The 26,645-nt window shown below is 74.2% G+C and carries 21 protein-coding genes; 16 read left to right on the top strand and 5 right to left on the bottom strand.

The window, feature by feature from the left end:
• The first annotated feature begins 208 nt into the window (after positions 1-208).
• The 7 genes from ACFVFR_RS26725 (at position 209) to ACFVFR_RS26695 (ending at position 10,893) form a co-directional block, all read left to right on the top strand.
• A complete protein-coding gene (locus ACFVFR_RS26725) occupies positions 209-1,426 on the top strand; it encodes a dihydrodipicolinate synthase family protein (RefSeq protein WP_383706150.1) in 1,218 nt (405 codons plus the stop codon).
• A complete protein-coding gene (locus ACFVFR_RS26720; RefSeq protein ID WP_383706148.1) occupies positions 1,426-2,463 on the top strand; it encodes a proline racemase family protein in 1,038 nt (345 codons plus the stop codon). The genes ACFVFR_RS26725 and ACFVFR_RS26720 overlap by 1 nt, the downstream gene beginning before the upstream one ends.
• Positions 2,464-3,429: 966 nt before the next feature.
• Entirely contained in the window at positions 3,430-5,094 is a 1,665-nt protein-coding gene (gene hutU / locus ACFVFR_RS26715) for a urocanate hydratase (protein WP_383706146.1), read from the top strand.
• 59 nt (positions 5,095-5,153) lie between these two features.
• Positions 5,154-6,359 (top strand): allantoate amidohydrolase, encoded by a 1,206-nt coding sequence (locus tag ACFVFR_RS26710; protein ID WP_383706160.1) that lies wholly within the window; start codon positions 5,154-5,156, stop codon positions 6,357-6,359.
• Positions 6,350-7,864: a formimidoylglutamate deiminase gene (locus tag ACFVFR_RS26705; RefSeq protein ID WP_383706144.1), complete on the top strand. Its 1,515-nt coding sequence runs from the start codon at positions 6,350-6,352 to the stop codon at positions 7,862-7,864. The genes ACFVFR_RS26710 and ACFVFR_RS26705 overlap by 10 nt, the downstream gene beginning before the upstream one ends.
• A gap of 17 nt (positions 7,865-7,881) precedes the next feature.
• Complete coding sequence (gene hutI, locus ACFVFR_RS26700) at positions 7,882-9,126, top strand: imidazolonepropionase (protein WP_383706142.1); 1,245 nt, start codon at positions 7,882-7,884, stop codon at positions 9,124-9,126.
• Between the two features lie 315 nt (positions 9,127-9,441).
• Positions 9,442-10,893 (top strand): methyltransferase, encoded by a 1,452-nt coding sequence (locus ACFVFR_RS26695; RefSeq protein WP_383706140.1) that lies wholly within the window; start codon positions 9,442-9,444, stop codon positions 10,891-10,893.
• Between the two features lie 120 nt (positions 10,894-11,013).
• Here the strand turns inward: ACFVFR_RS26695 and ACFVFR_RS26690 are convergent, their stop codons facing one another.
• Positions 11,014-11,430 (bottom strand): DUF1348 family protein, encoded by a 417-nt coding sequence (locus tag ACFVFR_RS26690; protein ID WP_383706138.1) that lies wholly within the window; start codon positions 11,428-11,430, stop codon positions 11,014-11,016.
• Between the two features lie 217 nt (positions 11,431-11,647).
• On the opposite strand from ACFVFR_RS26690, the gene ACFVFR_RS26685 reads away from it, so the two are divergent.
• Entirely contained in the window at positions 11,648-12,268 is a 621-nt protein-coding gene (locus ACFVFR_RS26685; RefSeq protein WP_383706136.1) for a TetR/AcrR family transcriptional regulator, read from the top strand.
• Positions 12,269-12,988: 720 nt separating this feature from the next.
• Here the strand turns inward: ACFVFR_RS26685 and ACFVFR_RS26680 are convergent.
• A complete protein-coding gene (locus ACFVFR_RS26680) occupies positions 12,989-14,002 on the bottom strand; it encodes a zinc-binding dehydrogenase (RefSeq protein ID WP_383706134.1) in 1,014 nt (337 codons plus the stop codon).
• A 123-nt stretch (positions 14,003-14,125) separates the two neighbouring features.
• On the opposite strand from ACFVFR_RS26680, the gene ACFVFR_RS26675 reads away from it, so the two are divergent.
• Entirely contained in the window at positions 14,126-14,818 is a 693-nt protein-coding gene (locus ACFVFR_RS26675) for a TetR/AcrR family transcriptional regulator (RefSeq protein WP_383706132.1), read from the top strand.
• 195 nt (positions 14,819-15,013) lie between these two features.
• Here ACFVFR_RS26675 and ACFVFR_RS26670 read toward each other — a convergent pair whose 3' ends face one another.
• The gene (locus tag ACFVFR_RS26670; RefSeq protein ID WP_383706130.1) at positions 15,014-15,961 is read right to left on the bottom strand and encodes an RNA polymerase sigma factor SigF; all 948 of its coding nucleotides are present in this window, start codon (positions 15,959-15,961) and stop codon (positions 15,014-15,016) included.
• Positions 15,962-16,213: 252 nt separating this feature from the next.
• On the opposite strand from ACFVFR_RS26670, the gene ACFVFR_RS26665 reads away from it, so the two are divergent.
• Both ACFVFR_RS26665 and ACFVFR_RS26660 read left to right on the top strand, forming a co-directional pair.
• Positions 16,214-16,582, top strand: a complete 369-nt coding sequence (locus ACFVFR_RS26665; protein ID WP_383706128.1) for an STAS domain-containing protein — start codon at positions 16,214-16,216, stop codon at positions 16,580-16,582.
• Positions 16,583-16,754: 172 nt separating this feature from the next.
• On the top strand, positions 16,755-17,240 hold the full coding sequence (locus tag ACFVFR_RS26660) for an ATP-binding protein (protein WP_383706126.1): 486 nt from the start codon (positions 16,755-16,757) through the stop codon (positions 17,238-17,240).
• A 706-nt stretch (positions 17,241-17,946) separates the two neighbouring features.
• On the opposite strand, the gene ACFVFR_RS26655 is transcribed toward ACFVFR_RS26660, so the two are convergent.
• Positions 17,947-19,482: a peptide MFS transporter gene (locus tag ACFVFR_RS26655; RefSeq protein ID WP_383706124.1), complete on the bottom strand. Its 1,536-nt coding sequence runs from the start codon at positions 19,480-19,482 to the stop codon at positions 17,947-17,949.
• Positions 19,483-20,384: 902 nt separating this feature from the next.
• Between ACFVFR_RS26655 and ACFVFR_RS26650 the strand changes: the two genes are divergently transcribed.
• The gene (locus tag ACFVFR_RS26650; RefSeq protein WP_383706122.1) at positions 20,385-21,065 is read left to right on the top strand and encodes a response regulator transcription factor; all 681 of its coding nucleotides are present in this window, start codon (positions 20,385-20,387) and stop codon (positions 21,063-21,065) included.
• A gap of 71 nt (positions 21,066-21,136) precedes the next feature.
• A complete protein-coding gene (locus tag ACFVFR_RS26645; RefSeq protein WP_383706120.1) occupies positions 21,137-22,390 on the top strand; it encodes an ATP-binding protein in 1,254 nt (417 codons plus the stop codon).
• Between the two features lie 86 nt (positions 22,391-22,476).
• Here the strand turns inward: ACFVFR_RS26645 and ACFVFR_RS26640 are convergent, their stop codons facing one another.
• Positions 22,477-22,995 carry a GtrA family protein gene (locus ACFVFR_RS26640; RefSeq protein WP_383706118.1) on the bottom strand — a complete coding sequence of 173 codons (519 nt, stop codon included), beginning with the start codon at positions 22,993-22,995 and terminating at the stop codon, positions 22,477-22,479.
• A 170-nt stretch (positions 22,996-23,165) separates the two neighbouring features.
• On the opposite strand from ACFVFR_RS26640, the gene ACFVFR_RS26635 reads away from it, so the two are divergent.
• The 3 genes from ACFVFR_RS26635 (at position 23,166) to ACFVFR_RS26625 (ending at position 26,611) form a co-directional block, all read left to right on the top strand.
• Positions 23,166-24,314: a 5-(carboxyamino)imidazole ribonucleotide synthase gene (locus tag ACFVFR_RS26635; protein WP_383706116.1), complete on the top strand. Its 1,149-nt coding sequence runs from the start codon at positions 23,166-23,168 to the stop codon at positions 24,312-24,314.
• Positions 24,311-24,835 (top strand): 5-(carboxyamino)imidazole ribonucleotide mutase, encoded by a 525-nt coding sequence (gene purE, locus ACFVFR_RS26630; RefSeq protein ID WP_383706114.1) that lies wholly within the window; start codon positions 24,311-24,313, stop codon positions 24,833-24,835. The genes ACFVFR_RS26635 and purE overlap by 4 nt, the downstream gene beginning before the upstream one ends.
• A 570-nt stretch (positions 24,836-25,405) precedes the next feature.
• On the top strand, positions 25,406-26,611 hold the full coding sequence (locus ACFVFR_RS26625) for a dipeptidase (RefSeq protein WP_383706158.1): 1,206 nt from the start codon (positions 25,406-25,408) through the stop codon (positions 26,609-26,611).
• The last annotated feature ends 34 nt before the right edge of the window (positions 26,612-26,645 follow it).

The raw sequence follows: 26,645 nt of genomic DNA, 5'->3' as shown, positions 1-26,645 counted from the left end.
CGGACCCACTCGGCATTCGTCAGATCACCCCGCCCCATGCCAGGAACAACGAGACAGCAATCCGACAGTCACATGATCCGCCGGACAGGCCCTAGCCGGCGCACGGCCCCAGCAGGCCCGTGCCGTACTCACCGTCGCCCCCGAACGAACGGCGCCCTGTACCGCATCGCGAATCCCCCAACCCCCGGACGCGTAACGGAGAGATCCCATGCCTACCGACATCCCGGAGCCCACCCGTCCCGCGCCCTCGGCCCCGCCCCCGGGTGCCACGCTCCCGAGCGCCTCGCCGGCGACCCCTGCCGCCGGAACCACCCGCGCGTCCGCAAGGCCCCGGGCCGCCGCCGAGGTCACCGGGTTCGCCGGTGCCCGGCCGAAGCCGCAGGCGCGGGGGCTCACCGGGGTGGTGGTGGCCACCGCGCTCCCGTACGTGGAGGACCGCGCGGCTCCGGCGGGGCTGCGGCCCGATCTCGACCGCTACGCCGAGCACTGCCGGTGGCTGGTGGACAGCGGCTGTCACGGCGTGGGCCCGAACGGTTCGCTGGGCGAGTACTCCTCGCTCACCGACGACGAGCGGCGGGCGGTGGCCCGGGCGGCCGTCGCGGCCGTCGGCCACGACGCGTCGGTGGTCGTCGGGGTGCACGGCGTGGGCGCGCACCAGGCCCGCCGCTGGGCGGAGTACGCGGCGGAGGACGGGGCGGACGGGGTGCTGTGTCTGCCGCCGACGCTCTACCGCGCGAACACGGCCGAGGTCGTCCACCACTTCGAGCAGGTCGCCGCCGTCGGGCTGCCCGTCATGGTCTACAACAACCCGCTCGACACCAAGGTGGACCTCACCCCGGAGGTGGTCGGCGAGCTGGCCGCCATCGACAACGTCGTCGCCGTCAAGGAGTTCTCCGGCGACGTACGGCGCGTTCGGCACATCAGGGAGTGCGCCCCCGACCTGGCCGTGATCGCGGGCGCCGACGATCTCGTCCTCGAATCGCTGCTGATGGGCGCGGAGGGGTGGTTCGCCGGCTTCCCCAACGTCTTCCCGGCGGCCTCGGTGCGCCTGTTCGAACTCGCCACGGCGGGCCGGTTGGCCGAGGCGCGGGCCCTGTACGAACCGCTGGTGGCGGCCTTCCGCTGGGACTCGCGTACCGAGTTCGTGCAGGCCATCAAGCGGTCGATGGACCTGGTCGGACGGTACGGCGGGCCCAGCCGCCCGCCGCGCGGACCGCTGACCGGGACCCGACTCGCCGCGCTGGACGCGGACGTTCGCCGCGCCGTCGCGGCACTGGCCGAGTGGGAGCGGGGACACGCCGCCGCCACCCACGAGCCGCCGCCCGCCCCGTCCGCGCCCGGTACGTCCGCGCCCGCCCCGTCCGCGACAGGCGGGCCCGTGCCCGACGCGTCCACGGCGGACGCGGCCGTCGTCGGAGGGCGCTGATGCGTGCCACGCGCTGCCTGAGCGCCGTCGACTCGCACACCGAGGGCATGCCGACCCGCGTCATCACCGGCGGCGTGGCCCCGGTGCCCGGGGAGACGATGGCCGAACGGCGGCGCTACTTCGTGGAACACCTGGACTCTCTGCGGCAGTTCCTGGTCAACGAGCCGCGCGGGCACCCCGCGATGAGCGGCGCCATCCTCCAGCCCCCCACCCGCCCGGACGCCGACTGGGGCGTGCTGTTCATCGAGGTCTCCGGCTGCCTGCCGATGTGCGGGCACGGCACCATCGGCGTGGCCACGGTGCTCGTGGAGACGGGCATGGTCGAGGTGACCGAGCCGGTCACGACCGTACGCCTGGACACCCCGGCCGGCCTGGTCGAGGCGCGGGTCGAGGTGAACGGGGGCCGCGCCGAACGGGTGACGCTGCGCAACGTCCCCTCGTACGCGCACGAGCTGGACGCCGCCGTCGAGGTGCCCGGGTTCGGCCGGGTCACGTACGACATGGCGTACGGCGGCAACTTCTACGCCATCACCCCGCTCAGCGGGCTCGGCATCCCCTTCGACCGGCGGCACAAGGACGAGATCCTGGCCGCCGGCATGGCGATCATGGAGGCGGTCAACGCGCGGCGCCGCCCCGTCCATCCCACGCGGCCCGGCATCGCGGGCTGCTCGCACGTCCAGCTCACCGCCCCGGGCACGGCCGGCGACCCGGGTCAGGCGGGTGACGGGGCGGCGGGGGCCAGCGACGCGCGGCACGCCATGGTGATCCACCCGGGCTGGTTCGACCGCTCGCCGTGCGGGACGGGCACCAGCGCGCGCATGGCCCAGCTCCACGCGCGCGGCGAACTGCCCCTGGGCCGGGACTTCGTCAACGAGTCCTTCATCGGCACCCGCTTCACCGGGCGCCTGGTCGACACCGAACGGCTCGGCGACCACGACGCGGTGGTCCCCACCGTCACGGGCCGGGCCTGGATCACCGGCATGGGCCAGTACCTCCTCGACCCCACCGACCCGTTCCCGGCCGGCTTCGTCCTGTAGCGGGCGGGACGGGCGAGGGCGCGCGGCGGCGGGCGGGGCCCGCGCGCGGCGGCGGGCGTAGGCGCTGGTGGTGGGCGTCCGCGCGGGTGCCGGTACGCGGCGGGGCGGGCTCCGCCGCGTACCGGCCGCCGTACTCAGTGCGGGCCGCCCGGTTCGCCGTGGCCCCGCCACGGTCGGGCGCCGCCGCGCCGCTGCTGCCCGGCGCGTTCGGGTCCATCACCGCCCTGTCGATGGCGGGTGGGGTGCCGGTCGGCGGCTCGCCAGACGCCGCCCGGCCGGTGGGCCCCGGGCCCGGAGCTGGCGAACCCGTAGCCGGCGAGCCCGTACACGCCGGGCCCTAAGTCGGTGTGCCCGAGGCGGGCAGCCCGCGGGTGCCGGGTCCGAAGCCGGTCGCTCTGAGGTCGGCGAGCCCGACACCAGCCCTGTCGGGGCGGGGCTCGGTACCTGCTGGCCCAGGGAGCGGCTGGCCCGAAGCCGGCTCCTCCGGGGGGCCCGATGCTGTGCCGGTCGGCCCGAAGTCGCCGCGGCCGATGCGGCCGGGACGCAAGCCGGTGAGGCCGAGGCGACGCGCCGGCAGGTGCCGAGCCCGGAGCCGGGCGACGCCGCAGCCGGCCAGCCCGCAGCCGGCCGACCTGAGCACGCCGCGCCCGCAGCCGGCCGACCTGAGCACGCCGCGCCCGCCGCCGGCCGGCCCGAGCACGCCGCGCCCGAAGCCAGCCGTCCCGAGCACGCCGCGCCCGAGCACGCCGGGCCCCAAGTCGGCCGGCCCGCACCCGCTCAGCCCGCACCCGCTCAGCCCGAAGCCGGCCGCCAGGCCCCGCCCCGGGGCGGCACGCCCCGCACCCGAACCCCGCCAGACGCGGCGCCCCGCCGCCGCCCCTGTTGACTGGGACTATTCATCGCTGGACTATGTGAATGGACTAATCCAGTCGGCGTTTCACCCGTCGAGCCAGGGAGGCAGCACCCATGTCGGGACCGCGACCCGTACGAGCACCGCGCGGCACGCAGCTCAGCACGCTGGGATGGCAGCAGGAGGCCGCCCTGCGGATGCTGCAGAACAACCTCGACCCCGAGGTCGCCGAGCACCCGGACAAGCTCGTGGTCTACGGCGGCACCGGCAAGGCGGCCCGTGACTGGGGCTCCTTCGACGCGATGGTGCGCACGCTGTCCACGCTGCGGCAGGACGAGACGATGCTCGTCCAGTCCGGCCGGCCGGTGGGTGTGATGCAGACGCACGAGTGGGCGCCGCGCGTGCTCATCGCCAACTCCCACCTGGTCGGCGACTGGGCGAACTGGGAGGAGTTCCGCCGCCTTGAGGCGCTCGGCCTGACCATGTACGGGCAGATGACCGCCGGTTCGTGGATCTACATCGGCACCCAGGGCATCCTCCAGGGCACCTACGAGACGTTCGCCGCCGTCGCCGCCAAGAAGTTCGGCGGCACCCTGGCCGGCACGATCACCCTCACCGCCGGTCTCGGCGGCATGGGCGGCGCCCAGCCGTTGGCCGTCACGATGAACGACGGTGTGGTCATCTGTATCGACTGCGACCCGCGCGCCATCGACCGCCGTATCGAGCACCGCTACCTCGAGGTCCGGGCCGACAGCCCGGAGCACGCCCTCGCGCTGGCGACCGAGGCCCGCGACGCCCGCAAACCGCTGTCCATCGGCGTCCTCGGCAACGCGGCCGAGCTGCTGCCCGAACTGCTCGCCGCCGGCGCGCCCATCGACATCGTCACCGACCAGACCAGCGCCCACGACCCGCTGGCCTACCTGCCGATCGGCGTCGACTTCGCGGACATGGCGGCGTACGCGGCGGACAAGCCCGCCGACTTCACCACCCGCGCCCGCGAGTCGATGGCCCGCCACGTGGAGGCCATGGTCGGCTTCCAGGACGCGGGTGCCGAGGTCTTCGACTACGGCAACTCCATCCGGGGCGAGGCCCAGCTCGCCGGCTACGAGCGGGCCTTCGACTTCCCCGGCTTCGTACCCGCCTACATCCGCCCGCTGTTCTCCGAGGGCAAGGGCCCCTTCCGCTGGGCGGCGCTCTCCGGCGACCCGAAGGACATCGCGGCCACCGACAAGGCCATCCTCGACCTCTTCCCGGAGAACGAGTCGCTGGCCCGCTGGATCAAGCTCGCCGGCGAACGCGTGCACTTCCAGGGCCTGCCCGCGCGCATCTGCTGGCTCGGCTACGGCGAGCGCGACCGCGCGGGCGAGCGGTTCAACGACATGGTCGCCGACGGCACCCTCCAGGCCCCGCTGGCCATCGGCCGCGACCACCTGGACTGCGGCTCCGTCGCCTCCCCGTACCGCGAGACCGAGGGCATGCTCGACGGCTCGGACGCCATCGCCGACTGGCCGATGCTCAACGCCATGGTCAATGTCGCCTCCGGCGCCTCCTGGGTCTCCCTGCACCACGGCGGCGGCGTCGGCATGGGCCGCTCGCTGCACGCGGGCCAGGTCACGGTCGCCGACGGCACGCCGCTGGCCGGCGAGAAGATCCGCCGGGTGCTCACCAACGACCCGGGCATGGGCGTGATCCGCCACGTGGACGCCGGGTACGAGATCGCCGAGCGCGTCGCCGAGGAGAAGGCGGTCCGCGTCCCGATGCGCGAGGGTGACCAGTCGTGAGCGAACCCGCCCCCCGACCGGCCCCCACCCCGGCCGCCACCCCGCCCTCCTTCCAGGAGATGTGGCGCGACCTGCGCCCCATCGGCCGCGACGCCGACAGCGGCGGCTACCGGCGTTACGCGTGGAACGGCGCCGACGCCGACTGCCGGGCCTGGTTCCAGGCCCAGGCCGCCTCCCGTGGCCTGGCCTACGAACTGGACCGCAACGGCAACCAGTGGGCCTGGCTCGGCGCCCGCGACTACCGCGACGTGAACCCGGGCGACGCCGTCGTCACCGGCTCGCACCTGGACTCCGTACCCGACGGCGGCGCCTTCGACGGACCACTCGGCGTGGTCTCCTCCTTCGCCGCGCTCGACGAACTCCGCCGGCGGGGCGCGCGCTTCGACAAGCCCCTGGCCATCGTCAACTTCGGCGACGAGGAGGGCGCCCGCTTCGGCCTGGCCTGCGTGGGCTCGCGCCTGACCGCCGGCCAGCTCACCACCGAGGCCGCGCACCAGCTCCGGGACGGCGAGGGCACCACCCTGCCGCAGGCCATGGAGCGCGCCGGCTACGACCCGGAGGCGATCGGACCCGACCCCGAACGCCTGGCCCGGATCGGCGCGTTCGTGGAACTCCACGTCGAACAGGGCCGCGCCCTCGACCTGTCCGGCGACCCCGTCGGTATCGCCTCCGCCATCTGGCCGCACGGCCGCTGGCGGTTCGACTTCCACGGCGAGGCCAACCACGCCGGCACCACCCGCGTCGAGGACCGCCGCGACCCGATGCTCACCTACGCCAACACCGTCCTGGCCGCCCGCAAGAAGGCCCGGCTGGCCGGCGCGCTGGCCACCTTCGGCAAGGTCAGCGTCGAACCGAACGGCGTCAACGCCATCCCCTCCCTGGTCCGTGGCTGGCTCGACTCCCGCGCGGCCGACCAGGCCACCCTGGACGTGGTCGTGACGGAGATCGAGCGGGCGGCCATGGAGCGCGGCGAGCGCGACGGCGTCGACGTACGCGTCGTCCGTGAGTCCTTCACCCCCGTCGTGGAGTTCGAGCACGCCCTGCGCGACGAACTCGGCCGCATCCTGGGCGGCTCCCGCCCGGTCCTCGGCACCGGAGCGGGACACGACGCCGGCATCCTCTCCGGCTCCGTCCCGACCGCCATGCTCTTCGTCCGCAACCCCACCGGCGTCTCCCACTCCCCGGCCGAGCACGCCGCCGAGGACGACTGCGTCGCCGGCGTCCAGGCCCTCGCCGACGTACTGGAGGGCCTCGCGTGCGCCTGACGTACTGGGCGGAACACGCCTGGCTCAACCCCGCCCCACCTCCACCACCCCCGGGCCCCGTCGGCACGGACGGCACGGTCGCGGGCACCGCCCCGCCGCCGGCCCCCACCGCGCCCTCGGGCGCCCCCACGGCGCCCGCCTCCGGGGCCGCCCCCGCCTCCGGGGTCGTCGCCGGCGTCCTCATCGAGGTACGGGACGGGCGGGTGGCCGAGGTGCGCCCCGGGGTGGCGGCGCCGCCACCCGGCGCGGTCGCGCTGCGCGGCCTGACCGTGCCCGGCCTGGCCAACGCGCACAGCCACGCCTTCCACCGCGCACTACGCGGCGCCGCCCAGGTCAGCCCCGCCGAGCAGGCCGCGCCCGGCGGCGCCGGCCGGCCCGGCGGGCGCGCCCCGGACTCGTTCTGGACCTGGCGCGAGGTGATGTACGGCGTGGCCGAACGGCTCACCCCGGACAGCTACTACGCGCTGGCGCGGGCCACCTACGCCGAGATGGCGCTGGCCGGCATCACCTGCGTCGGCGAGTTCCACTACCTGCACCACGCCCCGGGCGGCGCCCGCTACCAGGACCCCAACGCCATGGGGCAGGCCGTCCTCGCGGCAGCCGCCGACGCCGGACTACGCATCACCCTCCTGGACACCGCCTACCTCTCCGCCGGCTTCGGCCAGCCCCCCACCCGTCCGCAACTGCGCTTCAGCGACGGCTCGGCCGACGCCTGGGCCGAGCGGGCGAGCGCGCTCACCGCCTCCGAGCACGCCCGGATCGGGGCGGCCATCCACTCCGTCCGCGCCGTACCGGCCGACCAGCTCGCCACCGTCGCCCAGTGGGCGGGCGCACGCGACACCCCCCTCCACGTCCACCTGTCCGAGCAGACCGCCGAGAACGACGCCTGCCTGGCCGCGCACGGCCGCACGCCCACCCAACTGCTCGCCGAACACGGCGCGCTCGGTCCCCGCGCCGTCGCCGTCCACGCCACCCACCTGACCGACGCCGACATCGCCCTGCTGGGCGGCGCCCGCACCGGCGTGTGCATGTGCCCCACCACCGAACGCGACCTCGCCGACGGCATCGGCCCGGCCGTGGCCCTCCAGGAGTCCGGCTCGCCGCTCTCCCTGGGCAGCGACAGCCACGCCGTGATCGACCTGTTCGAAGAGGCGCGCGCGATGGAGCTCAACGAGCGGCTCCGCACCCGGGCCCGTGGCCACTGGACGGCGGCCGAGCTGCTGCACGCCGCGACCGCCACCGGTCACGCGGCGCTGGGCTGGGACGACGCCGGCCGCATCGCGCCCGGCACGCTCGCCGACTTCACCACGCTCGCGCTGGACTCGGTGCGCACGGCCGGCCCGCCGGCCTCCCTCGGTGTGGAAACCGCCGTATTCGCCGCGTCGGGCGCGGATGTCCGGCACACGATCGTCGGCGGTCGCCATATCGTCCGAGACGGGACGCACGCCCTGCTGCCCGACGTGCCCACCGCACTCGCCCAGTCCGTCGCAGCCGTGCTCGGCTGAAGGAGAACACCCCCGCGATGACCCCCAGCACCCCCGCCACCCCCACCGGCCGGCCCGCCGCCGACGCCACCCGTGGCGCCGGCACCCACCACGCCGGCACGACGACGGCCATCACCCACATCAGCAGCCTCGTCACCAACGACCCCTCCCTCGGCGAAGGCCCCCTCGGCCTGATCCAGGACGCGGCGCTCGTCATCGACGGCGACCGCGTCGTCTGGGTCGGTGCGACAAGGAAAGCACCCGCCACTGACAATCACCTCGACGCCGCAGGTCAGGCCGCCATTCCGGGCTTCGTCGACTCCCACTCGCACCTCGTGTTCGCCGGCGACCGCACCGCCGAGTTCAGCGCGCGCATGTCAGGCCGGCCGTATACGGCGGGCGGTATCCGTACCACCGTCGCCGCCACCCGCGCGGCCAGCGACGAGCAGCTCGAAGCCAACTTGCTGCGCTACCTGCGCGAGGCCGCCCGGCAGGGCACCACGACGCTGGAGACCAAGTCCGGCTACGGCCTCACCCCGCACGACGAGGCCCGCGCGCTGCGCATCGCCGCCACCCACACCGAGGAGACCACCTTCCTCGGCGCGCACATCGTCGCCCCCGAGTACGCCGAGGACCCCGCGGGCTACGTGGACCTGGTCACCGGCCCGATGCTGGACGCCTGCGCCCCGCACGCCCGTTGGGTGGACGTCTTCTGCGAGCGGGGCGCCTTCGACCGCGACCAGGCCCACGCCATCCTCACCGCCGGCAAGCGGCGCGGACTGACCCCCCGGGTACACGCCAACCAGCTCTCGTACGGGCCCGGCGTGCAGCTCGCCGTCGAGCTCGACGCCGCCTCCGCCGACCACTGCACCCACCTCACCGACGCCGACATCGACGCCCTGGCCAACAGCGACACCGTCGCCACGCTGCTGCCGGGCGCCGAGTTCTCCACCCGCGCCCGCTGGCCGGACGCGCGCCCGCTGCTCGACGCCGGCGCCACCGTCGCGCTGTCCACGGACTGCAACCCGGGCTCGTCCTTCACCAGTTCCATGCCGTTCTGCATCGCCCTGGCCGTCCGCGACATGGGCATGACGCCCGACGAGGCGCTCTGGTCGGCGACGGCCGGCGGCGCCCGCGCGCTGCGCCGCGACGACGTCGGCTACCTGCGTCCCGGCTCACGCGCGGACCTGGCCCTGCTCGACGCGCCGTCCCCGGTCCACCTCGCCTACCGGCCCGGCGTCCCCCTGGTGACGGCCGTCTGGCGAGCCGGCCAGCGCGTCTGAGCCGACCGACTCCGGCCGGCAGGCGCCGATCGGCGCGCGCCCGGCCCGGTCGGCAGGCCCCGGGCCGCGCGCCGACGCCGGCGCACGCCCCAGCCAGGCGCCGCCGAGGAGGCCGCCGCCGCCCTGGGACAGCCCGCTTGGGGCCAGTTCGCCGAGCGGGTCAGTCCGCCGAGCGGGCCAGCCCACCGGATGAGAACGCCCAGCTCACCGGGGTCCGGGGCCCGCCCCGGCGGCCGTTGTCAGTGGCCCGTGGGAAGGTGTCCCCAGCGCGTCGGCCCCTCGCCGCGCGCCCGTCACCCCGCGAAGCTGGAAGAGATGCACACCCCCGACCCGCGCCGCACCATCGCCCACGGCGACCCCGGGCCCGCCCCGTCGGCCGCCAGCCCCGCGCCGCCCGGCGCCGTGGCTGACCAGGCCCACCCGGAGGCCGCGTCCCCGGCGCGCGCGGCGTCCACCAGCGGCGATGCGGCGAGCACGGACAAGGCGCCCGCCCCCCAGGAGACACCCGCCCGCCAGGCGAGCCCCGCCGCTGGCGACGCGGACCACCCGCGGCTCGTCTGGAGCGAGGGCGAGGTGGCGTACGAGGCGCGCTGGCGCTCCGAGAGCGGGGCACCCGTGCCCAGGCGGGTGGCGGTCGGCGACGACCGGCTGACCGCCGACGCCGCGTACAAGCTGGTGTGCGAGGGCACGGCGGTGCTGTGGCGCGGCGACTACCACAACGCGCGTCAACTCCTCCAGGCCCTGGCCCGCCGCGTCGACCGCAAGCGCCCACCCCGCAAGCGGCGCGGCCGGGCGGCCCCGGCCGCCGGCGACGCCCAGGCCACCGGCGCCGCGCCCGACGACACGCCGGCCCGCGCCTTCCACCTGCACCGCAAGGCGCAGGCGCAGCGGGCCCGACTGCTGGGCATGCTGCTCGTCCCCCTCGAACCCGGGGACGACGTGGACGCCGGCCCCCGGGTGCCGCTGCGTCGCGCCCCGGAGGTCGGCGCGGCGTGCCGGGAGGCGTGGGGCGAGGACGGGGCGGGCGAGCCCGCGGTGATCTCGCTGCGCGAGCTGCTCGGCCTCGTCGGCGCGCACGAGTGGCGGCGCAAGGGGGTGCCGATCCCGGCGCTCGGCGGCGAGCGCGTGCACGCGTACTACGGGGTGTTCTCGCCGGTCCGGGGCGAGTACGTGGACCTGGTGGCCCAGGCGCCGCTGCCCCCCGGCGCGGACGGGCTGGCCTTCGACATCGGCACCGGCACCGGAGTGCTGGCCGCGCTGCTCGCCCGCCGTGGCGTGCGCCGCGTGGTGGCCACCGACCAGGACCCGCGCGCCCTGGCCTGCGCGCGCGAGAACGCCGCCCGCCTGGCGGTCGCCGAGCGCGTCGAGGTGGTCGCCGCCGACCTCTTCCCGCCCGGCCGGGCTCCGCTGGTCGTGTGCAACCCGCCCTGGGTGCCGGCCAAGCCCGCCTCGCCGGTCGAGTACGCGGTGTACGACCCGGACAGTCGCATGCTGCGCGGCTTCCTCGACGGCCTGGCCGCCCACCTCGCGCCCGGCGGCGAGGGCTGGCTGATCCTCTCCGACCTCGCCGAACACCTCGGGCTGCGCTCCCGCGACGAGCTGAGGCGGCTCGTCGCGGCGGCCGGCCTGCGGGTGGTCGACCGCCTGGACACCCGCCCCCGACACCGCCGCGCCACTGATCCGACCGACCCGTTGCACACGGCACGCGCGGCCGAGACGACCTCGCTGTGGCGTCTGGCCGCGATATCCGAGGCCGAGCCGGTCTGACCCCGCCGCCGTCCGGGGGCGGCCGGTCGGCCGGTCGGTGAACCGTCGGTGGGTGGGCCGCTGGTCAGCGAGCCGTCAGTCAGCGAGCCGTCAGTCAGCGAGCCGTCAGCCGGTGAGCCGTCAGCCGGTGAGCTGGCGGTCGCGTTCGGCGATGGCCAGATCGTTGATGCTCGCGTAGCGCCGCCGCATGAGGCCGTTCGCGGCGAACTCCCACTGCTCGTTGCCGTAGCTGCGCCACCACTGCCCGGTCGCGTCGTGCCACTCGTAGGTGAAGCGGGCCGAGATGCGGTCGCCGGTGTAGGACCACAGCTCCTTGCGCAACCGGTAGTCGAGCTCGCGCCGCCACTTCTCGCGCAGGAAGGCGCGGATCTCGGCGCGCCCGCGCAGGAAGACGTCCCGGTTCCGCCACTCGCTGTCCTCGGTGTACGCCAGCGCGACCCGCTCGGGGTCGCGCGAGTTCCAGGCGTCCTGCGCCGCCCGGACCTTCTCGCGCGCGGACTCCTCGGTGAACGGCGGCAGCGGTGGCCGTACGGACATGTCGCTCTCCTTCGTCGTACCCCGGGCCGGTGGTGCCCGGGGGCGCGGGCGCGCCGGGGCGGACTCACCGCCCACCCTGTGGAGAACGAGCGTTCTCCGTCGCTGCCGGGTACCGTATGAGAACGCCCGTTCTCCGCGCAAGTGGCAACCGTGCCGACGGGCGGGGCGTACGGCGGCGGGCGTCGTCCGGCGCGCGAGAGGCGAGGTGGGTTCGGGGATGACGGTGGGGACGACGGCCGAGGAGCGGGCGCGGGCGCACGTGCTGGACGCGGCCGAGGAGCTGTTCTACGCCCGTGGCGTGCGGGCGGTCGGCATGGACGCCGTACGCGCCGCCTCCGGCGTGTCGCTCAAGCGGCTCTACCAGCTCTTCCCCGCCAAGGACCGGCTCGTGGAGGAGTTCCTGCGGCGCCGGGACCACGCCTGGCGCGCGGCGCTCGTCCACTACGCCGACGCCCGGCCCACTCCCCGCGAGCGGCTGCTGGCGGTCTTCGACTGGCTGCACCAGTGGTTCGCCGAGCCGGACTTCCGGGGGTGCGCCTTCGTCAACTGCTTCGCCGAACTGGGCGGCACCTCGCCGACCGTCGCCGAGGCGGCGCGCGCCCACAAGGCGGCGGTACGCGCCTACCTGGGCGAACTCACCGCCGCCACGGGCGCGGCGGCCCCCGGACCGCTGGCCGACCAACTCGCCCTGCTCGCCGAGGGCGCCACCACCACGGCCGCCCTCACCGGCTCCCCGGCCCCGGCCCGCCAGGCCCGCGCGGCGGCCCGCACCCTGCTGGACGCGGCCGGCGTCACCGACCCGACCACCCCCGGAGAAGCGGGCGCCACCACCCCGTAAGCCACCCACCCCGCCGCCCCGGAGAGCCCGCGCCTCCCGGAGAGCCCGCGCGCGCCTCGGCCCCCGGCATCCGTCGCGGGCGCGCCGCCGCGCTCGCCCCCAGGGGCGCCGGCCCCGCCCTGAGTCAGCCCGTCCCGAGGCCCTGACCGTCTGGTGTCGACCACCGCGCGCCGCCAGCCGCGTACCGGTGATGCCGCACCCACCCCGCGCCCCGCCAGGGCGCCACGCGCCAGCCGCCAACGCGGCGCGCCCCCTGAGCCCCCACGGCCACCGGGCCCACGCACCCGCGTCACGGCCGGCAGTCGCACGCCCACACCGCCCACCGCGTGCCGGCGCTCGCACGTCCACGCCCGCCGCCCGCGCCTCACTCACCACGCGCCGGTCACCGCGTGTCCGCGCCCGCACCCCGCCCACGACGCATCAGCACCACCACGCCTCACCTCGCCACGTGTCGGCAGCCGCGCGCCCATGCCCGCGCGCCCACGCTCCCGCGTGCCGTGTTCCCTCCGCGACGCGCCAGCCCCCTCCACGCCCATCCCTCACGTGCCGGAAGTCGCGGCCCACGCCCATACCCCCCACGCCCCCACCCACCACGCGCCGGCAGCCACCCACCCGCGCCCGCCAACCCGCGCGCCAACGGCCCCACGCGGGTGGCGAGTCAAGGCGCTCCGACGGGGGCCGGGCTCCGCCAGCCCGGTCCCCGTCGGAGCCGGGCCCCCGCTAGGCCGGCAGCTCCAGGACCGCCTTGCCCGGGACGCGGCGGTCCGCGAGTGCCCGCGCGGCCTCGGGGACGCGGGTCCACTCGCCGCGCCAGGCGATCTGCGGGTCCAGGGCGCCCCGGGCGAGCAGGTGGCTGAGCCAGGTCAGGTCCTCGCCGAGGCGCGCCGCGTCCTGGAGCAGGTAGAAGGTGGTGAGCGCGCGGTCGTGGCGGCCCTCGGTGGCGAGGAACGCGCCGAGCGGGAAGGACTCGCCGGTGCCGGCCGAGTGGCCCACCGAGACCAGCGTGCCGTGTGCCCCCAGCGCCGCGTAGGCGGCCACGAGTTGATCGCCGCCCACCACCTCGATCGCCCCGTGCACCGGTCCGCTGGGCACCAGGCCCGCCTCCCCGCCCGGGTCGCTGACGCCGTCGGCACCCGCCGGCGGCCCCTCGGCCGTGCCCCGGTCGCCGGTCGTCGGCCCGGTGAGCCAGACCTCGGCGGCGCCCAGCGCGCGCAGCGCCTCGACGTGCGCCGGAGTGCTGGTGGTCGCCACGACATGGGCGCCACCCAGGGCCGCGAGCTGGACGGCGAACCGCCCCACGCCGCCCCCCGCGCCGGTGACCAGGACGCGGCGGCCCAGCACGGCGCCCATCCGGCGCAGCGCGCGCAGCGCCGATCCGGCGGCCACCGGCAGGGTGCTCGCCGCCGCCAGGTCCACGCCGTCGGGGACCGCGCCGATGAGCTCGGTGTCCACGGCCCGCAGCTCCGCCCACGCGCCACCGTCGGCGAGGGTCACCACCCGGGCGCCGACGGCCGGGCCCGAGCCGTCGGCGGCGGCCCGTACGACGGTGCCCGCCGCGTCCCAGCCGGGCACCGCGCCCGCCGCGCCCTCCGGTATGACGGCGTCCACTTCGCCCCGGTTCAGGGAGAACGCCGTCACCTGGACCAGGGCCTGCCCGGGGTTCGGCGTCGGGTCGGGGGCCGTCGTCAGGCGCAGCCCGCCCGGGGCGCCGTGGTCGATCGTCCATGCGCGCATGGCTCACTCGCTTCCTCGTTCGTCCGGGGCCGACGCCCCGGCAGCGAGATAGTGCCACTGAGTGGCATAAGCCTGCAAGGGGCTCTTGCCTCTTCGGCGCGATGGGCTGGGTAGACTTCCCGCATGACCGCCGCAGCCGCCGACTCCGACGCCCCCCACGCCACCCCGCCCGACCCCGCACGGCGGCTCCCGCTGCGCGAGCGCAAGAAGCTGCGCACCCGGCAGGCGCTGGTGGAGTCGGCGCTGCGGCTGTTCACCGAACGGGGGTTCGCGGACACCACGCTCGATCAGCTCGTGGACGAGGTGGAGGTCTCCAAGCGCACGTTCTTCCGTGCCTTCTCCTCGAAGGAGGACGTCGCCCTGGCGCCCGAGAAGGAGTTGTGGGCCGCCTACCGGGACCGGATCGAGGCCGCCCGTCTCACGGGTCCGCTGCTGGACGCGTACGAGGACGCGCTGATCGACGCCATCGCGGACATGTCCGACGGCTGGGAGGACCGGTTTCTGACCAGCCGCGCCCTCGCCGACCGCACACCCGCCCTGACCGCGCACAGCCTCCAGCACTGTGCCGAGGTGACGGACGCGGTGGTGCACGCGGTTCTCGGCCGGCTCCCCGAAGGCCGCGAGGTCAGCGAGCTGCACGCGCGCCTGCTGCTGGACCTGATGGTCGCCGCGTGGCACAGCGCGCTCCGGGAGTGGTCGGCCGCGAACGACGACGGGGCGGCGGTCGGGAGCGAGAGGCGGCGGGAGGCCCTGCGGGCCCACGTCCGTACGGCCTTCGACGCGCTGCCCGGTGTGGCCGCCCTCGTCCGCCCCTAGACGCGCGCGCCGCGCTGTCGGGCGTACGCGCACACCGGCCGGCCTCCTCGGAGACCGGGGAAGCGGGGGCCGGCGGCGGGTGGGGCCGGGCCCGTACGACGGAGCAGGGCCCCTCCCGTGTCGTGGCGCGGGATGGGCCCTGCTTCCGGGGCGCGGCCGACGGTGGCCGGCGCGCCGTCGTGTGCGGCGGTGCCGCTACTCCTCCAGCATCAAGCCCTTGCGGAGCTTGGTCAGCGTGCGGGAGAGCAGGCGGGAGACGTGCATCTGGGAGATGCCGAGCTCCTCGCCGATCTCCGACTGTGTCATGTTCGCCACGAACCGCAGGGAGAGGATCTTGCGGTCGCGCGGCGGGAGTTCGGCGATCAGCGGCTTCAGCGACTCGACGTACTCGATGCCCTCAAGTCCGTGGTCCTCGTAGCCGATGCGGTCGGCGAGGGCGCCCTCGCTGTCGTCCTCTTCCGGTTGGGCGTCCAGCGAGCTCGCGGTGTACGCGTTGCTCGCGGCCATGCCCTCGATGACCTCTTCGTTGCTGATGTCCAGGCGCGTCGCGAGTTCGCTCACGGTGGGCGCGCGGTCGAGCTTCTGCGCGAGCTCGTCGCCGGCCTTGGCCAGGTCGAGCCGCAGTTCCTGCAGGCGTCGCGGGACGCGCACCGACCAGCTCGTGTCCCGGAAGAAGCGCTTGATCTCGCCGATGATGGTCGGCATCGCGAAGGTGGGGAACTCGACGCCTCGGCTGAGCTCGAAGCGGTCGATGGCCTTGATCAGGCCGATGGTGCCGACCTGGACGATGTCCTCCATCGGCTCGCTGCGGGAGCGGAACCGGGAGGCGGCGAACTTGACGAGCGCCAGATTCAGTTCGACCAGGGTGTTGCGTACGTACGCGTACTCGTGCGTGCCTTCCTCAAGCGACTCGAGGCGCTCGAAGAGGGTCTTGGACAGGGCCCTCGCGTCGACCGGTCCGACCTCGTCGAAGGGCGGAATCTCGGGCAGGCCGTCGAAGTGACCGGCGAACGCCGGGTCTTCCGGCGCCGTGCCTGACGGTTCGTCCGTGGCCGGAGCGAGCTCGGCCCGCTGGGGCGAGGGTGTCGACGAGGCGGGGGCCCGATGGTGTTCGGTGCGCGGTTCGTCGAGCCGGGGTGACATGGGAGTCCTCCATCATTCTCGGCATGTGGCTGCCGAAGCCATATCGTCGTGCTGCGGTGAGCGGCGCCTCCAAAGCCGGGCCGTGTTCGGGTGTGTCCTACTACGCCTACCCGCATTGACCCGGAAGTGGCAAGTGCGTGTTGTCCGTATTTGGTGATATATGCCAGTTGTTCGGCTACCGCACGCCGTATCGAAGGCGTAGGGTTCGAGGCGCGTAATCGAAAGCCACGAGACGCCAGAAGAGGTGCGTGCATGGACCGCGGGATGGTCGGCAGCACGAGCAGAGGCCGACTGCGAGTCGAGGTACGACACCAGGGGGCGAGCGCGGTAGTGACACCGGCGGGTGAGCTCGATCACCACACCGCCGAGCTGCTCCGCGAGCCACTGGAACAGTGCGTCACCGACGGGCGGTCGCGACTGGTCGTGGACTGCTCGCGGTTGGAGTTCTGCGACTCCACCGGCCTGAACGTGCTCCTCGGGGCGCGGCTCAAGGCCGAGGCGGCCGGGGGTGGGGTCCACCTGGCGGGCATGCTCCCCGTGGTTGCCCGGGTCTTCGAGATCACGGGTGCCGAGGCCGTCTTCACGGTGCACGACACGCTGGATGCCGCGCTCGTCGAGTGAGGCGGGACCGGTGTGTTGCGTGCGCTTCATGCGTGCGTTACCTGAGTCACACAAGCCCGGGGCGAATAAGTGGGTGTTCTCACGCCGCACCCGGGCAGGAGACAGCTAAATCTGCTCGATGTGACAGGTAGTCCCTGTCCTTGATTCGGTGAATCGGTGAGGTGAAGCGCTGATGAGCACCGCGCGGCCGTACTCGCCGGGCGACCGCGGCCCGGAGGCTGGTGCCACTGCTCCGGCCCGCCCGTTGAACGGACAGATCCGCCGACTCGCCCTGATAGACGCCAGTGGTGCCGTGCCGCGGGCCCGCGACTTCGCGCGGGAGGCGCTGCGCGACTGGGGCTGGCTGCCCGCCGCGACCGCCGACCAGCGGGCCGCCGCCGAGGACGTGTTGCTGGTCGTCTCGGAGCTGGTCACCAACGCGTGCCTGCACGCCGAGGGGCCGGAGGAACTCCGGGTGAGCTGCGACGCCAAGTCGCTGCGGCTCGAGGTGCGGGACCGGGGCGCGGGCACACCCGCCCCGCGCACCCCGCACCGCGCCGGCCGTCCTGGTGGCCATGGCATGTTCATCGTGCAGCGCCTCTGCCTCGACTGGGGTGTCATACGGAACGCTGACGGTGCCGGAAAAACGGTCTGGGCGGAACTCGCCGCGCCAGGCTGACCCGCCCGTTTCGCCCACTCCGCCGCAGCGCGCCCCCCACGTCCACCGGGCCTCCGCCCGCCGCCGACCGCCCCCGTGTCCCACCCCGCACGCCGGCCCCGCTCCGGCGCGCGGCCCAACGCCGCCCGCGCCCCGACCCGCCCCACCGGGCCGGCCACACCGCCCCGTGCGCGCCACTCCCCCCGTGCGCGCCCCCTCGGCCCCCCGGGGGCTCGCCGCCCCGCCCCGCGCGCCCCGAGCCGCCTCCCATGGCCCCCTACGCGACGTCCCGGCCCTGACGCGCTGAACCGCCCCGCCGGCGCGTCCGCTGGCCCGACGCGCCGTACGCCCGGCTTCCGCGTCCGCCGCGCCCCCCGGGGCCTCCGGGGCCTCCGCGCTGCGTGTCTGGGGCCCCGCCCGCGTTCCCGGCCCCGGAGCGGCCCGAACCCCCTGTACGCGTCGTCGCCCCCGCCGGCTTCCGCGTCGCCCGCCCCGCCCCACCTCCGCCGGGCCGACGCCGCGTACGCCACCCCCCGCCCCGCCCCGCGCCCCCACGACCTGCCGTGGACAGGGGCGCCGCGCACCGCCCCGCGTACCGCCCGGCGCACCCCCCGGCGCTCGGGTGGCGGGAACGGCCGAGGGCCCCGGCGCGGGTGCGTCGGGGCCCTCGGTGAGGTGGTGCGTCAGGGTGCTCGGTCGGCCGGGGGCGGGCCGAGCGGGGTGGATGTCAGCGGACGTCACCCATCATCTGGACGACCTTCTTGCGGTACATCCAGATGGCGATACCGGCGAGCACCGCCAGGGTGGCCTCCGCGGTGATCACTCCCACGCCGCTGAGGTCCACGCCGGCGATGGAGAGCAGACCCGTGGTGCAGTCGCCCGCGGTGACCGCGAGGAACCAGACGCCGAGCATCTGGCTGGCGTACTTCTCCGGCGCCATCTTGGTGGTGACCGACAGGCCCACCGGGGACAGGCACAGCTCGGCCATGGTCTGGAGCATGTAGATCGACAGCAGCCAGCCGGGGCTGACCGTCGTGCCACCGTCGCCGCTGGCCATGCTCATCGGGACCACGAAGACGAAGAACGACGCACCGGTCAGGACCAGCGCCATGGCGAACTTCACCGTGGTGTTGGGTTCCTTGTTGCGGCGGGCCAGCGCCAGCCACATCCACGCGAACACCGGGGCGAGGGCCATGACCCAGGCCGAGTTGACCGACTGGAACCAGGACGAGGGGAAGCGGATGCCGAAGACGTTGTCCGCCGTCTTCGTCTCGGCGAAGGCCGACAGCGTCGAACCGCCCTGGTCGAAGATCATCCAGAAGACGGCCGCCGCGACGAAGAACCAGATGTAGCCGCTGACCTTGGTCTGCTCGGTGTCGGTCAGCTCCTTGTCACGCTTGATGCGCGTCAGTACCGCGATCGGGATGACCAGGCCCGCGACGGTGATCGGGACCAGCGCCCAGTTGAGCGTGAAGTGCCCGGTCAGGGTGACCACGGCGTAGAACGCGGCGGTGACCGCCGTCCAGATCAGGCCCTTGCGGAGCCAGCTCTTGCGCTCCTCGATGTTCAGCGGGGTCGGCACCTGGCTGGAGAGCGGGCTCAGGTGGCGGGTGCCGATCAGGAACTGGGCCAGGCCCAGCCCCATGCCGAGCGCGGCGATGGCGAAGCCGAGGTGCCAGTTGACCTCCTGGCCCACCGTGCCGATGATCAGCGGCGCCGCGAAGCCGCCGATGTTGATGCCGATGTAGAAGATCGTGAAGCCACCGTCACGCCGCGGGTCCTCCGGCCCGTCGTAGAGGTGGCCGACCATCGTGGAGATGTTGGCCTTGAGCAGGCCGGAGCCGAACGCGACGAGCGCCAGGCCGCCGAAGAACGGGAGCTGGCCGGGCACGGCCAGCAGCAGGTGGCCCGCCATGATGATGCTGGCGGCGATGGCCACGGTCTTGCGCGGCCCCCACACGCGGTCACCGAACCAGCCACCGGGCATCGCCAGCAGGTAGACCATGGCGAGGTACACGGAGTAGATCGCGACCGCGTTGGTCTGCGTCATCTCCAGGCCGCCGCCTTGGCTGCCGTCCTTCGAGTCCGGCCCACCGGAGATCAAGTACAGGACGAGCAGGGCCCGCATGCCGTAGAAGCTGAAGCGCTCCCACATCTCGGTCATGAAGAGAGTGGCCAGGCCGCGAGGGTGGCCGAAGAAGGACTTGCCGCCGTCCGCAGGGTTTCCCTGCTTGGCCGCGCCCTTCGTCAGGCTGGACGCCATGGATGTTCCTTGGGGGGCTCGGGACGCGAGGCCAAGACGGCTAGCCGGAATCAAGATCACGCGCCCGGTCGGGTAGCCGGCATCGACGACGCGTCGCCCACCACCGCGTGGCGCGGCGGCGGTACCCATGGGGGGGAACCGAGAGGACGGCGACACCGCCGGGCTCCGCGCCCTCCACGCGTGAGGCGCGCGGCGGACCCGGCCGGCAGGTCATTCACTGTGCTCGAACAGGGCTGGTGGCTCCAGTCCCGCACACACCAGAAACCCTTGGCGCGTCTTGCGATCCAAAGGTCTCGGGGCAGTGCTACAGACGTTCCGTCACCATACGCCAGACGCGGGGCACGAATGGAAGGCGATGAGACGTAACTCACGACACATAGTCGCAACTTTTCGCCTTCCGTTCGAGGAGATCTCGGCACCCGCTCACGGTGGCCTGATAGCGGTGTACTCCGCCCTGAATGCCCCGTGTCAGGTCAGCGGGACAACGGGCTCCGACCGACGGGTGGTTGAGGCCTCGGAAGGGCCGCCGCCGCGTGGAGGAATCGGCGCGAAAGGCGCGGTCGGCCGCGCGCCCCCGCGGTCCCGGGGTGTCGAGTGATCGCGAACGAGGTGCGAACGTGCTGTGAACGTGATGTGAGCGATACGGGCGCGCGCCCCTCAGCCGCCGGCGCCACCGAGCGTGACCGGGCGGGAGGGCGTGACCCTCGCGCGGGGTCCGCGCCCCCGGGGAACGGCGCCCCCGGTCGACGGGCCCGGCCCCGTGACCGCCGTGCCCCACCCGGCGCGGCACGCGCTCGCGCCCCGGGCGTCGCGGCGTCGCGGCCGGTGCGCGCCGAGGCATCCGGCGAGATGAAGTCGCAGGCCCGGCCCCCTCCTGGCCGGTCGCGGACTACCATTCCCGCATGACCCGAGTACTGCTCGCCGAGGATGACGCGTCCATCTCGGAGCCGCTCGCCCGCGCTCTGCGCCGCGAGGGGTACGAGGTCGAGGTGCGCCAGGACGGACCCACCGCGCTGGACGCGGGGCTGCAAGGCGGCGTCGATCTGCTCGTCCTCGACCTCGGCCTGCCGGGCATGGACGGCCTGGAGGTCTGTCGGCGGCTGCGTAACGAGGGCCATGGCTTCCCCGTACTGGTGCTCACCGCCCGCGCCGACGAGGTGGACACCGTTGTCGGCCTGGACGCCGGCGCCGACGACTACGTCACCAAGCCCTTTCGTCTCGCCGAACTGCTGGCCCGCGTGCGGGCCCTGCTGCGTCGGGGCGCCGTCGAGGCCCAGCAGCCCCAGCCGGCCACCCACGGGGTGCGGATCGACGTCGAGTCGCACCGGGCCTGGATGGGCGACGAGGAGCTCCAGCTCACCGCCAAGGAGTTCGACCTGCTGCGGGTCCTGGTCCGCGACGCGGGCCGCGTCGTCACGCGCGACCAGCTCATGCGCGAGGTCTGGGACACCACCTGGTGGTCCTCGACCAAGACGCTCGACATGCACATCTCGTGGCTGCGCAAGAAGCTGGGCGACGACGCCGCCAACCCGCGCTACATCGCCACGGTGCGCGGCGTGGGCTTCCGCTTCGAGAAGAACTAGCGGCCGTGACGAGCCTGTCGAAGACCGAAGAGAACTGAACCGAACACCGATCCGAACACGGTCGTGGGCCCATGCGTCGCCGTCTGATCAACTCCACGCTCGCGGTGGTGCTCGTCGTCATCGCCGTCTTCGGCGTCTCCCTGGTCATCGTGGAGACCCGCACCATCGAGAACAGCGCGCAGGAGAGCGTCGAGTCCGAGGCCCTGCGGCTGCTCAGCATCGTCGACGGGCGGCTCATCGGCGGCGAGGCCGTCACCCCCAAGGTGCTCAGCGAACAGATCACCACCGACCGCTACGCCCGGATCACCCTGCCCCGCCGGGCCGCCCCGCTGGAGATCGGCGACCGCCCCTCGGGCGGCGTCATCGCGGCCGAGGAGCACGGCGCGCAGGGCGTGACCGTCCGGGTCGAGGAGTCGCACGGCACCGTGGGCCGCGAGATCGGCCGCACCCTGCTGATCATCCTGGCGGTGGCGCTGCTGGCCATCGCGGCGGCCGTGATCCTGGCCGTCCGGCAGGCGCACCGGCTGGTGGCGCCCCTGACCGACCTGGCCGAGACCGCCGAGCGGCTGGGCTCGGGCGATCCGCGCCCCCGGCACCGCCGGTACGGGGTGCCCGAGCTGGACCGGGTCGCCGACGTGCTGGACGGCAGCGCGGAGCGCATCGCGCGGATGCTGACCGCCGAGCGGCGCCTGGCCGCCGACGCCTCGCACCAGTTGCGGACGCCGCTGACCGCGCTGTCCATGCGGCTGGAGGAGATCACGCTCACCGACGAGCCGGAGACGGTCAAGGAGGAGGCGACGATCGCGCTGACGCAGGTGGAGCGGCTGACCGACGTCGTGCAGCGGCTGCTGACCAACTCGCGCGACCCGCGCTCGGGCTCCGCCGTCGCCTTCGACCTGGACGAGGTCGTCAAGCAGCAGATCGAGGAGTGGCGTCCGGCCTACCGCAGCGAGGGCCGGGCCATCGTCCGCTCCGGCAAGAAGGGGCTGCGGGCGGTCGGCACGCCGGGCGCGGTGGCCCAGGTGCTGGCCACGCTCATCGAGAACTCGTTGATGCACGGCGGCGGCACGGTCGCCCTGCGCATCCGCGTCACCGGCAACCAGGCGGTGGTCGAGGTCTCCGACGAGGGGCCGGGCGTCCCCGCCGACCTGGGTGCCCGCGTCTTCGAGCGCACCGTCAGCGGGCGCAACTCCACCGGACTGGGCCTCGCCGTCGCCCGCGACCTGGCCGAGGCGGACGGCGGCCGGCTGGAACTCCTCCAGCAGCAGCCGCCGATCTTCGCCCTGTTCCTCAGCCGCGAGGCCGAGGCCGCGCACGAGGGGTGAGCGGGGGCGGCGGCGACCACCGACGCGTGCGACGGGCGTCGGGGCCGGTGCGTACGGGAGGTGCGCGGATGCCGGGGCGGGGGGTGTTACTTGGCGCGGGCGGTCTGGGCGCGCTCGCGCTGCTCCGGCGTGGTGGTGAGGAACGACTCGGCCGTCTGCACCGCCTCGCGGGCGGGCAGCGCGCGGAAGACCCAGGTGCGGTACGACCAGAAGCGGAAGAGGGTCGCGATGCCGATGCCGAGGAACTTGAAGACGTTGCTCTGGAGCGGGGTGTCCCAGTCGAAGCCGTACGTCGCCGTGTAGAGCACGCCGTTCTCGATGACCAGGCCGATGGCGCTGAAGAGCAGGAAGAGGGTCATCTCCTTGCCCCGGCCGCTCTTGTCGCGGTCCCGGTAGGTGAAGTACCGGAAGCCCACGTAGTTGAAGGCGATGGCGACCACGGTCGCCAGGACGCTCGCGCGCACCACGGGCAGCTCGGTCAGGTGCCGGACCAGGTTGAACACCGCGAGATTGACGAGCAGGCCCGCACCGCCCACCGCCCCGAACTTGGCGACCTCGCGCGTCAGCAGTTCCAGCCGCGTACGCAGCACGCGCCGTTCACTCATAGTGATCGTCATACTCCGTATCGCGGTTGCCGGCATTACTCCATCTGCTTCATGCTAACCAGCCGTCGCCGGGGCCGCGTCCAGATATCGCGGATCACCGACCGGGCCGGCCTTGGAGGTTCCTACCAGCGTCAACGGGGGTCTCCGCCTGGTACGGCTACCCTGGGTGGGTGACGTTCCCCGTAATTGGCATGGTCGGCGGCGGCCAGCTCGCACGTATGACGCACGAGGCGGGCATCCCCCTCGGCGTCAGGTTCAAGCTCCTCAGCGACACCCCGACGGACTCCGCGGCGCAGGTCGTCGGCGAGGTGGTCGTCGGTGACTACCGCGATCTCGACACCCTTCGTAGCTTCGCACAAGGGTGCGATGTGATCACCTTCGATCACGAGCACGTGCCGACCGAGCACCTGCGCGCCCTGGAAGCCGATGGCATCCCGGTGCGGCCCGGCCCGGAGGCGCTGGTGCACGCCCAGGACAAGGGGGTGATGCGCGCCCGGCTGGAGGCCATCGGCGTCCCGTGCCCACGGCACCGGATCGTCGCCGACCCCGCCGACGTCGCCCGCTTCGCCGCCGAGGGCGAGGGCTTCCCCGTCGTCCTGAAGACGGTGCGCGGCGGCTACGACGGCAAGGGCGTGTGGATCGCCCGGAGCGAGGCCGAGGCGGCCGAGCCGTTCCGCGCGGGCGTGCCGGTGCTGGCCGAGGAGAAGGTCCCCTTCGTGCGCGAGCTGGCGGCCAACGTGGTGCGCTCCCCGCACGGCCAGGCCGTGGCCTACCCGGTGGTCGAGTCGATCCAGGTGGACGGCGTCTGCGACACGGTGATCGCCCCCGCCCCGGAGCTGGACCCGGCGCTCTCCACCCACGCCCAGCAGCTCGCCCTGAGGATCGCCGAGGAGCTGGACGTCACCGGCCACCTGGCCGTCGAACTCTTCGAGGTGACCGGCCCCGACGGCCCGGCGGTGCTGGTCAACGAGCTGGCGATGCGCCCGCACAACTCCGGCCACTGGACCCAGGACGGTGCCGTCACCTCGCAGTTCGCCAACCACGTGCGCGCCGTGCTCGACCTGCCGCTGGGCGACCCGCGCCCGCGCGCCCGGTGGACCGTGATGGCCAACGTCCTCGGCGGCGACTACCCCGACATGTACGGGGCGTATCTGCACTGCATGGCGCGCGACCCTGGTCTGAAGATCCATATGTACGGTAAGGATGTGAAGCCCGGCCGCAAGGTCGGTCACGTCAATACCTACGGCGACGACCTGGCCGACGTGCGCGAGCGCGCGAGCCATGCCGCCGGTTACCTGCGAGGAACGATCACAGAATGACTTCGCCGCTCATTGGGATCGTCATGGGGTCCGACTCCGACTGGCCCGTCATGGAAGCCGCGGCCAAGGCCCTGGACGAGTTCGAGATCGGATACGAGGTCGACGTCGTCTCCGCGCACCGCATGCCGCGCGAGATGATCGCGTACGGGGAGCGAGCGGCCGACCGTGGCCTGAAGGCGATCATCGCCGGCGCGGGCGGCGCGGCCCACCTGCCGGGCATGCTGGCCTCCGTCACGCCGCTGCCGGTCATCGGCGTACCGGTGCCGCTGAAGTACCTGGACGGCATGGACTCGCTGCTGTCCATCGTGCAGATGCCGGCCGGCGTCCCGGTGGCCACGGTCTCCGTCGGCGGCGCGCGCAACGCGGGCCTGCTCGCGGCCCGCGTGCTCGCCGCGCACGACCCGGACCTGCTCGCGCGCATGCGGCAGTTCCAGGAAGAGCTGAACGAGCAGGCCACCGACAAGGGCAAGCGCCTGCGCGCCCGCGTCGAGGGCTCCGGCGGCTTCGGCTTCGGCAAGTAGCGGCGGTCTCCGCCGCCGGGTGGTCGTGCCGCCACGCGCGGGCGTGGCGCCGCCAGCGCCGGGCCCCGCGGGTCCTCGCTGTCGCGTACGGGGCCCTCGGGTGCCGCTGTGCCGGGCACCGTCGCCCTCGGCGGCCGCGTCGCCGCCAGCCGACGTGGGGCGGCGGCACCGGGTGGCCGGCGGGCTGCCGTGGCGGCAGGGCCGCCCGACCGCACAAGGCGGCCGACGGGGGCGGGGGCCCGTCCGCGCGCCGCCGGCCTTCGCGCCACTGCCCGCGCGTGATCCCCTCCGCACCACCGGCCCCGCGTCGCCGTTCCCGTCCCACCAGCCGCGCGACACCGCCCCCGGTCCGGCCGACGATCCGCCCCCGAACGCCGCCTCCGGGCCCGCTGCGGAACGCCGAGCTCCGCGTTGGCCGGGGTGCGACCCTTCGTTTAACGTGCGACTACGGCGGGGTACCCAGCACCCGCGGAAACGATGTCAACGCCAGCTACAGCGACGATGGGGATGTGAGTGGCCGTGTCACGTGAAGGCGTCAACGACGGGCGGCAGTCGGACTCGGGGCCGGCCGTGGTCGCCCCCGCCCCGGACCTGCTGGCCCGCGCCCACGAACTGCTCGCCGCGCACCCGGTGGTCGACGGTCACAACGACCTGCCCTGGGCGTTGCGCCAGGTCGGCTACGACCTCGACGAGCGCGACCTCGCCAGTGACCTGAGCGCCCACCAGCACACCGACATACCCCGGATGCGGGCCGGCGGTCTCGGCGCCCAGTTCTGGTCGGTGTTCGTACGCTCCGACTACGCCGGGGACACGGCGGTCAGCGCGACCCTGGAGCAGATCGACGTGGTACGCCGCTTCGTCGACCGCTACCCCGACGATCTGCGCCTCGCGCTCACCGCCGACGACATGGAGACCGCCCGCGCCGAGGGCCGCATCGCCTCCCTGATGGGCGCCGAGGGCGGCCACTCCATCGACTGTTCGCTGGGCACGCTGCGCGCGCTGTACGAACTGGGTGTGCGGTACATGACCCTGACGCACAACGACAACGTGCCCTGGGCCGACTCGGCCACCGACGACCCCGGCGTGGGCGGGCTCAGCCCCTTCGGCCACGAGGTCGTGCGCGAGATGAACCGCCTGGGCATGCTCGTCGACCTCTCCCACGTGGCACCCACCACCATGCGGGACGCACTGCGTACCAGTGAGGCCCCGGTCCTCTTCTCGCACTCCTCGGCACGGGCCGTCTGCGACCACGTCCGCAACATCCCCGACGACGTACTGGAGCGCCTGCCCGCCAACGGCGGCGTCGCGATGGTGACGTTCGTACCGAAGTTCATCCTGCCCGAGGCCATCGAGTGGACCCTGGCCGCCGACGCCAACATGCGCGCCAACGGCCTCCACCCGCTGGACACCTCGGCCGAGGGCCTGCGCGTCCAGCGCGCGTTCGAGGCGGCGAACCCGCGCCCGCTGGCCACCGCCAAGACGGTCGCCGACCACCTGGACCACATGCGCGAGGTCGCCGGCATCGACCACCTGGGCATCGGCGGCGACTACGACGGCGTCGCCTTCACCCCCGCCGACCTGGCCGACGTCTCCGGCTACCCCACCCTCATAGCCGAACTCCTCGACCGCGGCTGGTCGGAGGCCGACCTCGCCAAGCTGACCTGGCAGAACGCGGTCCGCGTGCTCCGCGCAGCCGAGGAGACCGCCCGCGACATCCGCACCCGCAGGGGCCCTTCCATCGCGACGTTCGCGGCGCTCGACGGGGCGACGGGGTGACCGACCCGGCCTGAGGACCGGCGCACCTGGCGGG

Origin of the sequence: Streptomyces sp. NPDC057702, from assembly GCF_042799315.1 — a bacterium.
Classification (GTDB): Bacteria; Actinomycetota; Actinomycetes; order Streptomycetales; family Streptomycetaceae; genus Streptomyces.
This window is presented reverse-complemented; position numbering and strand designations above follow the sequence as displayed.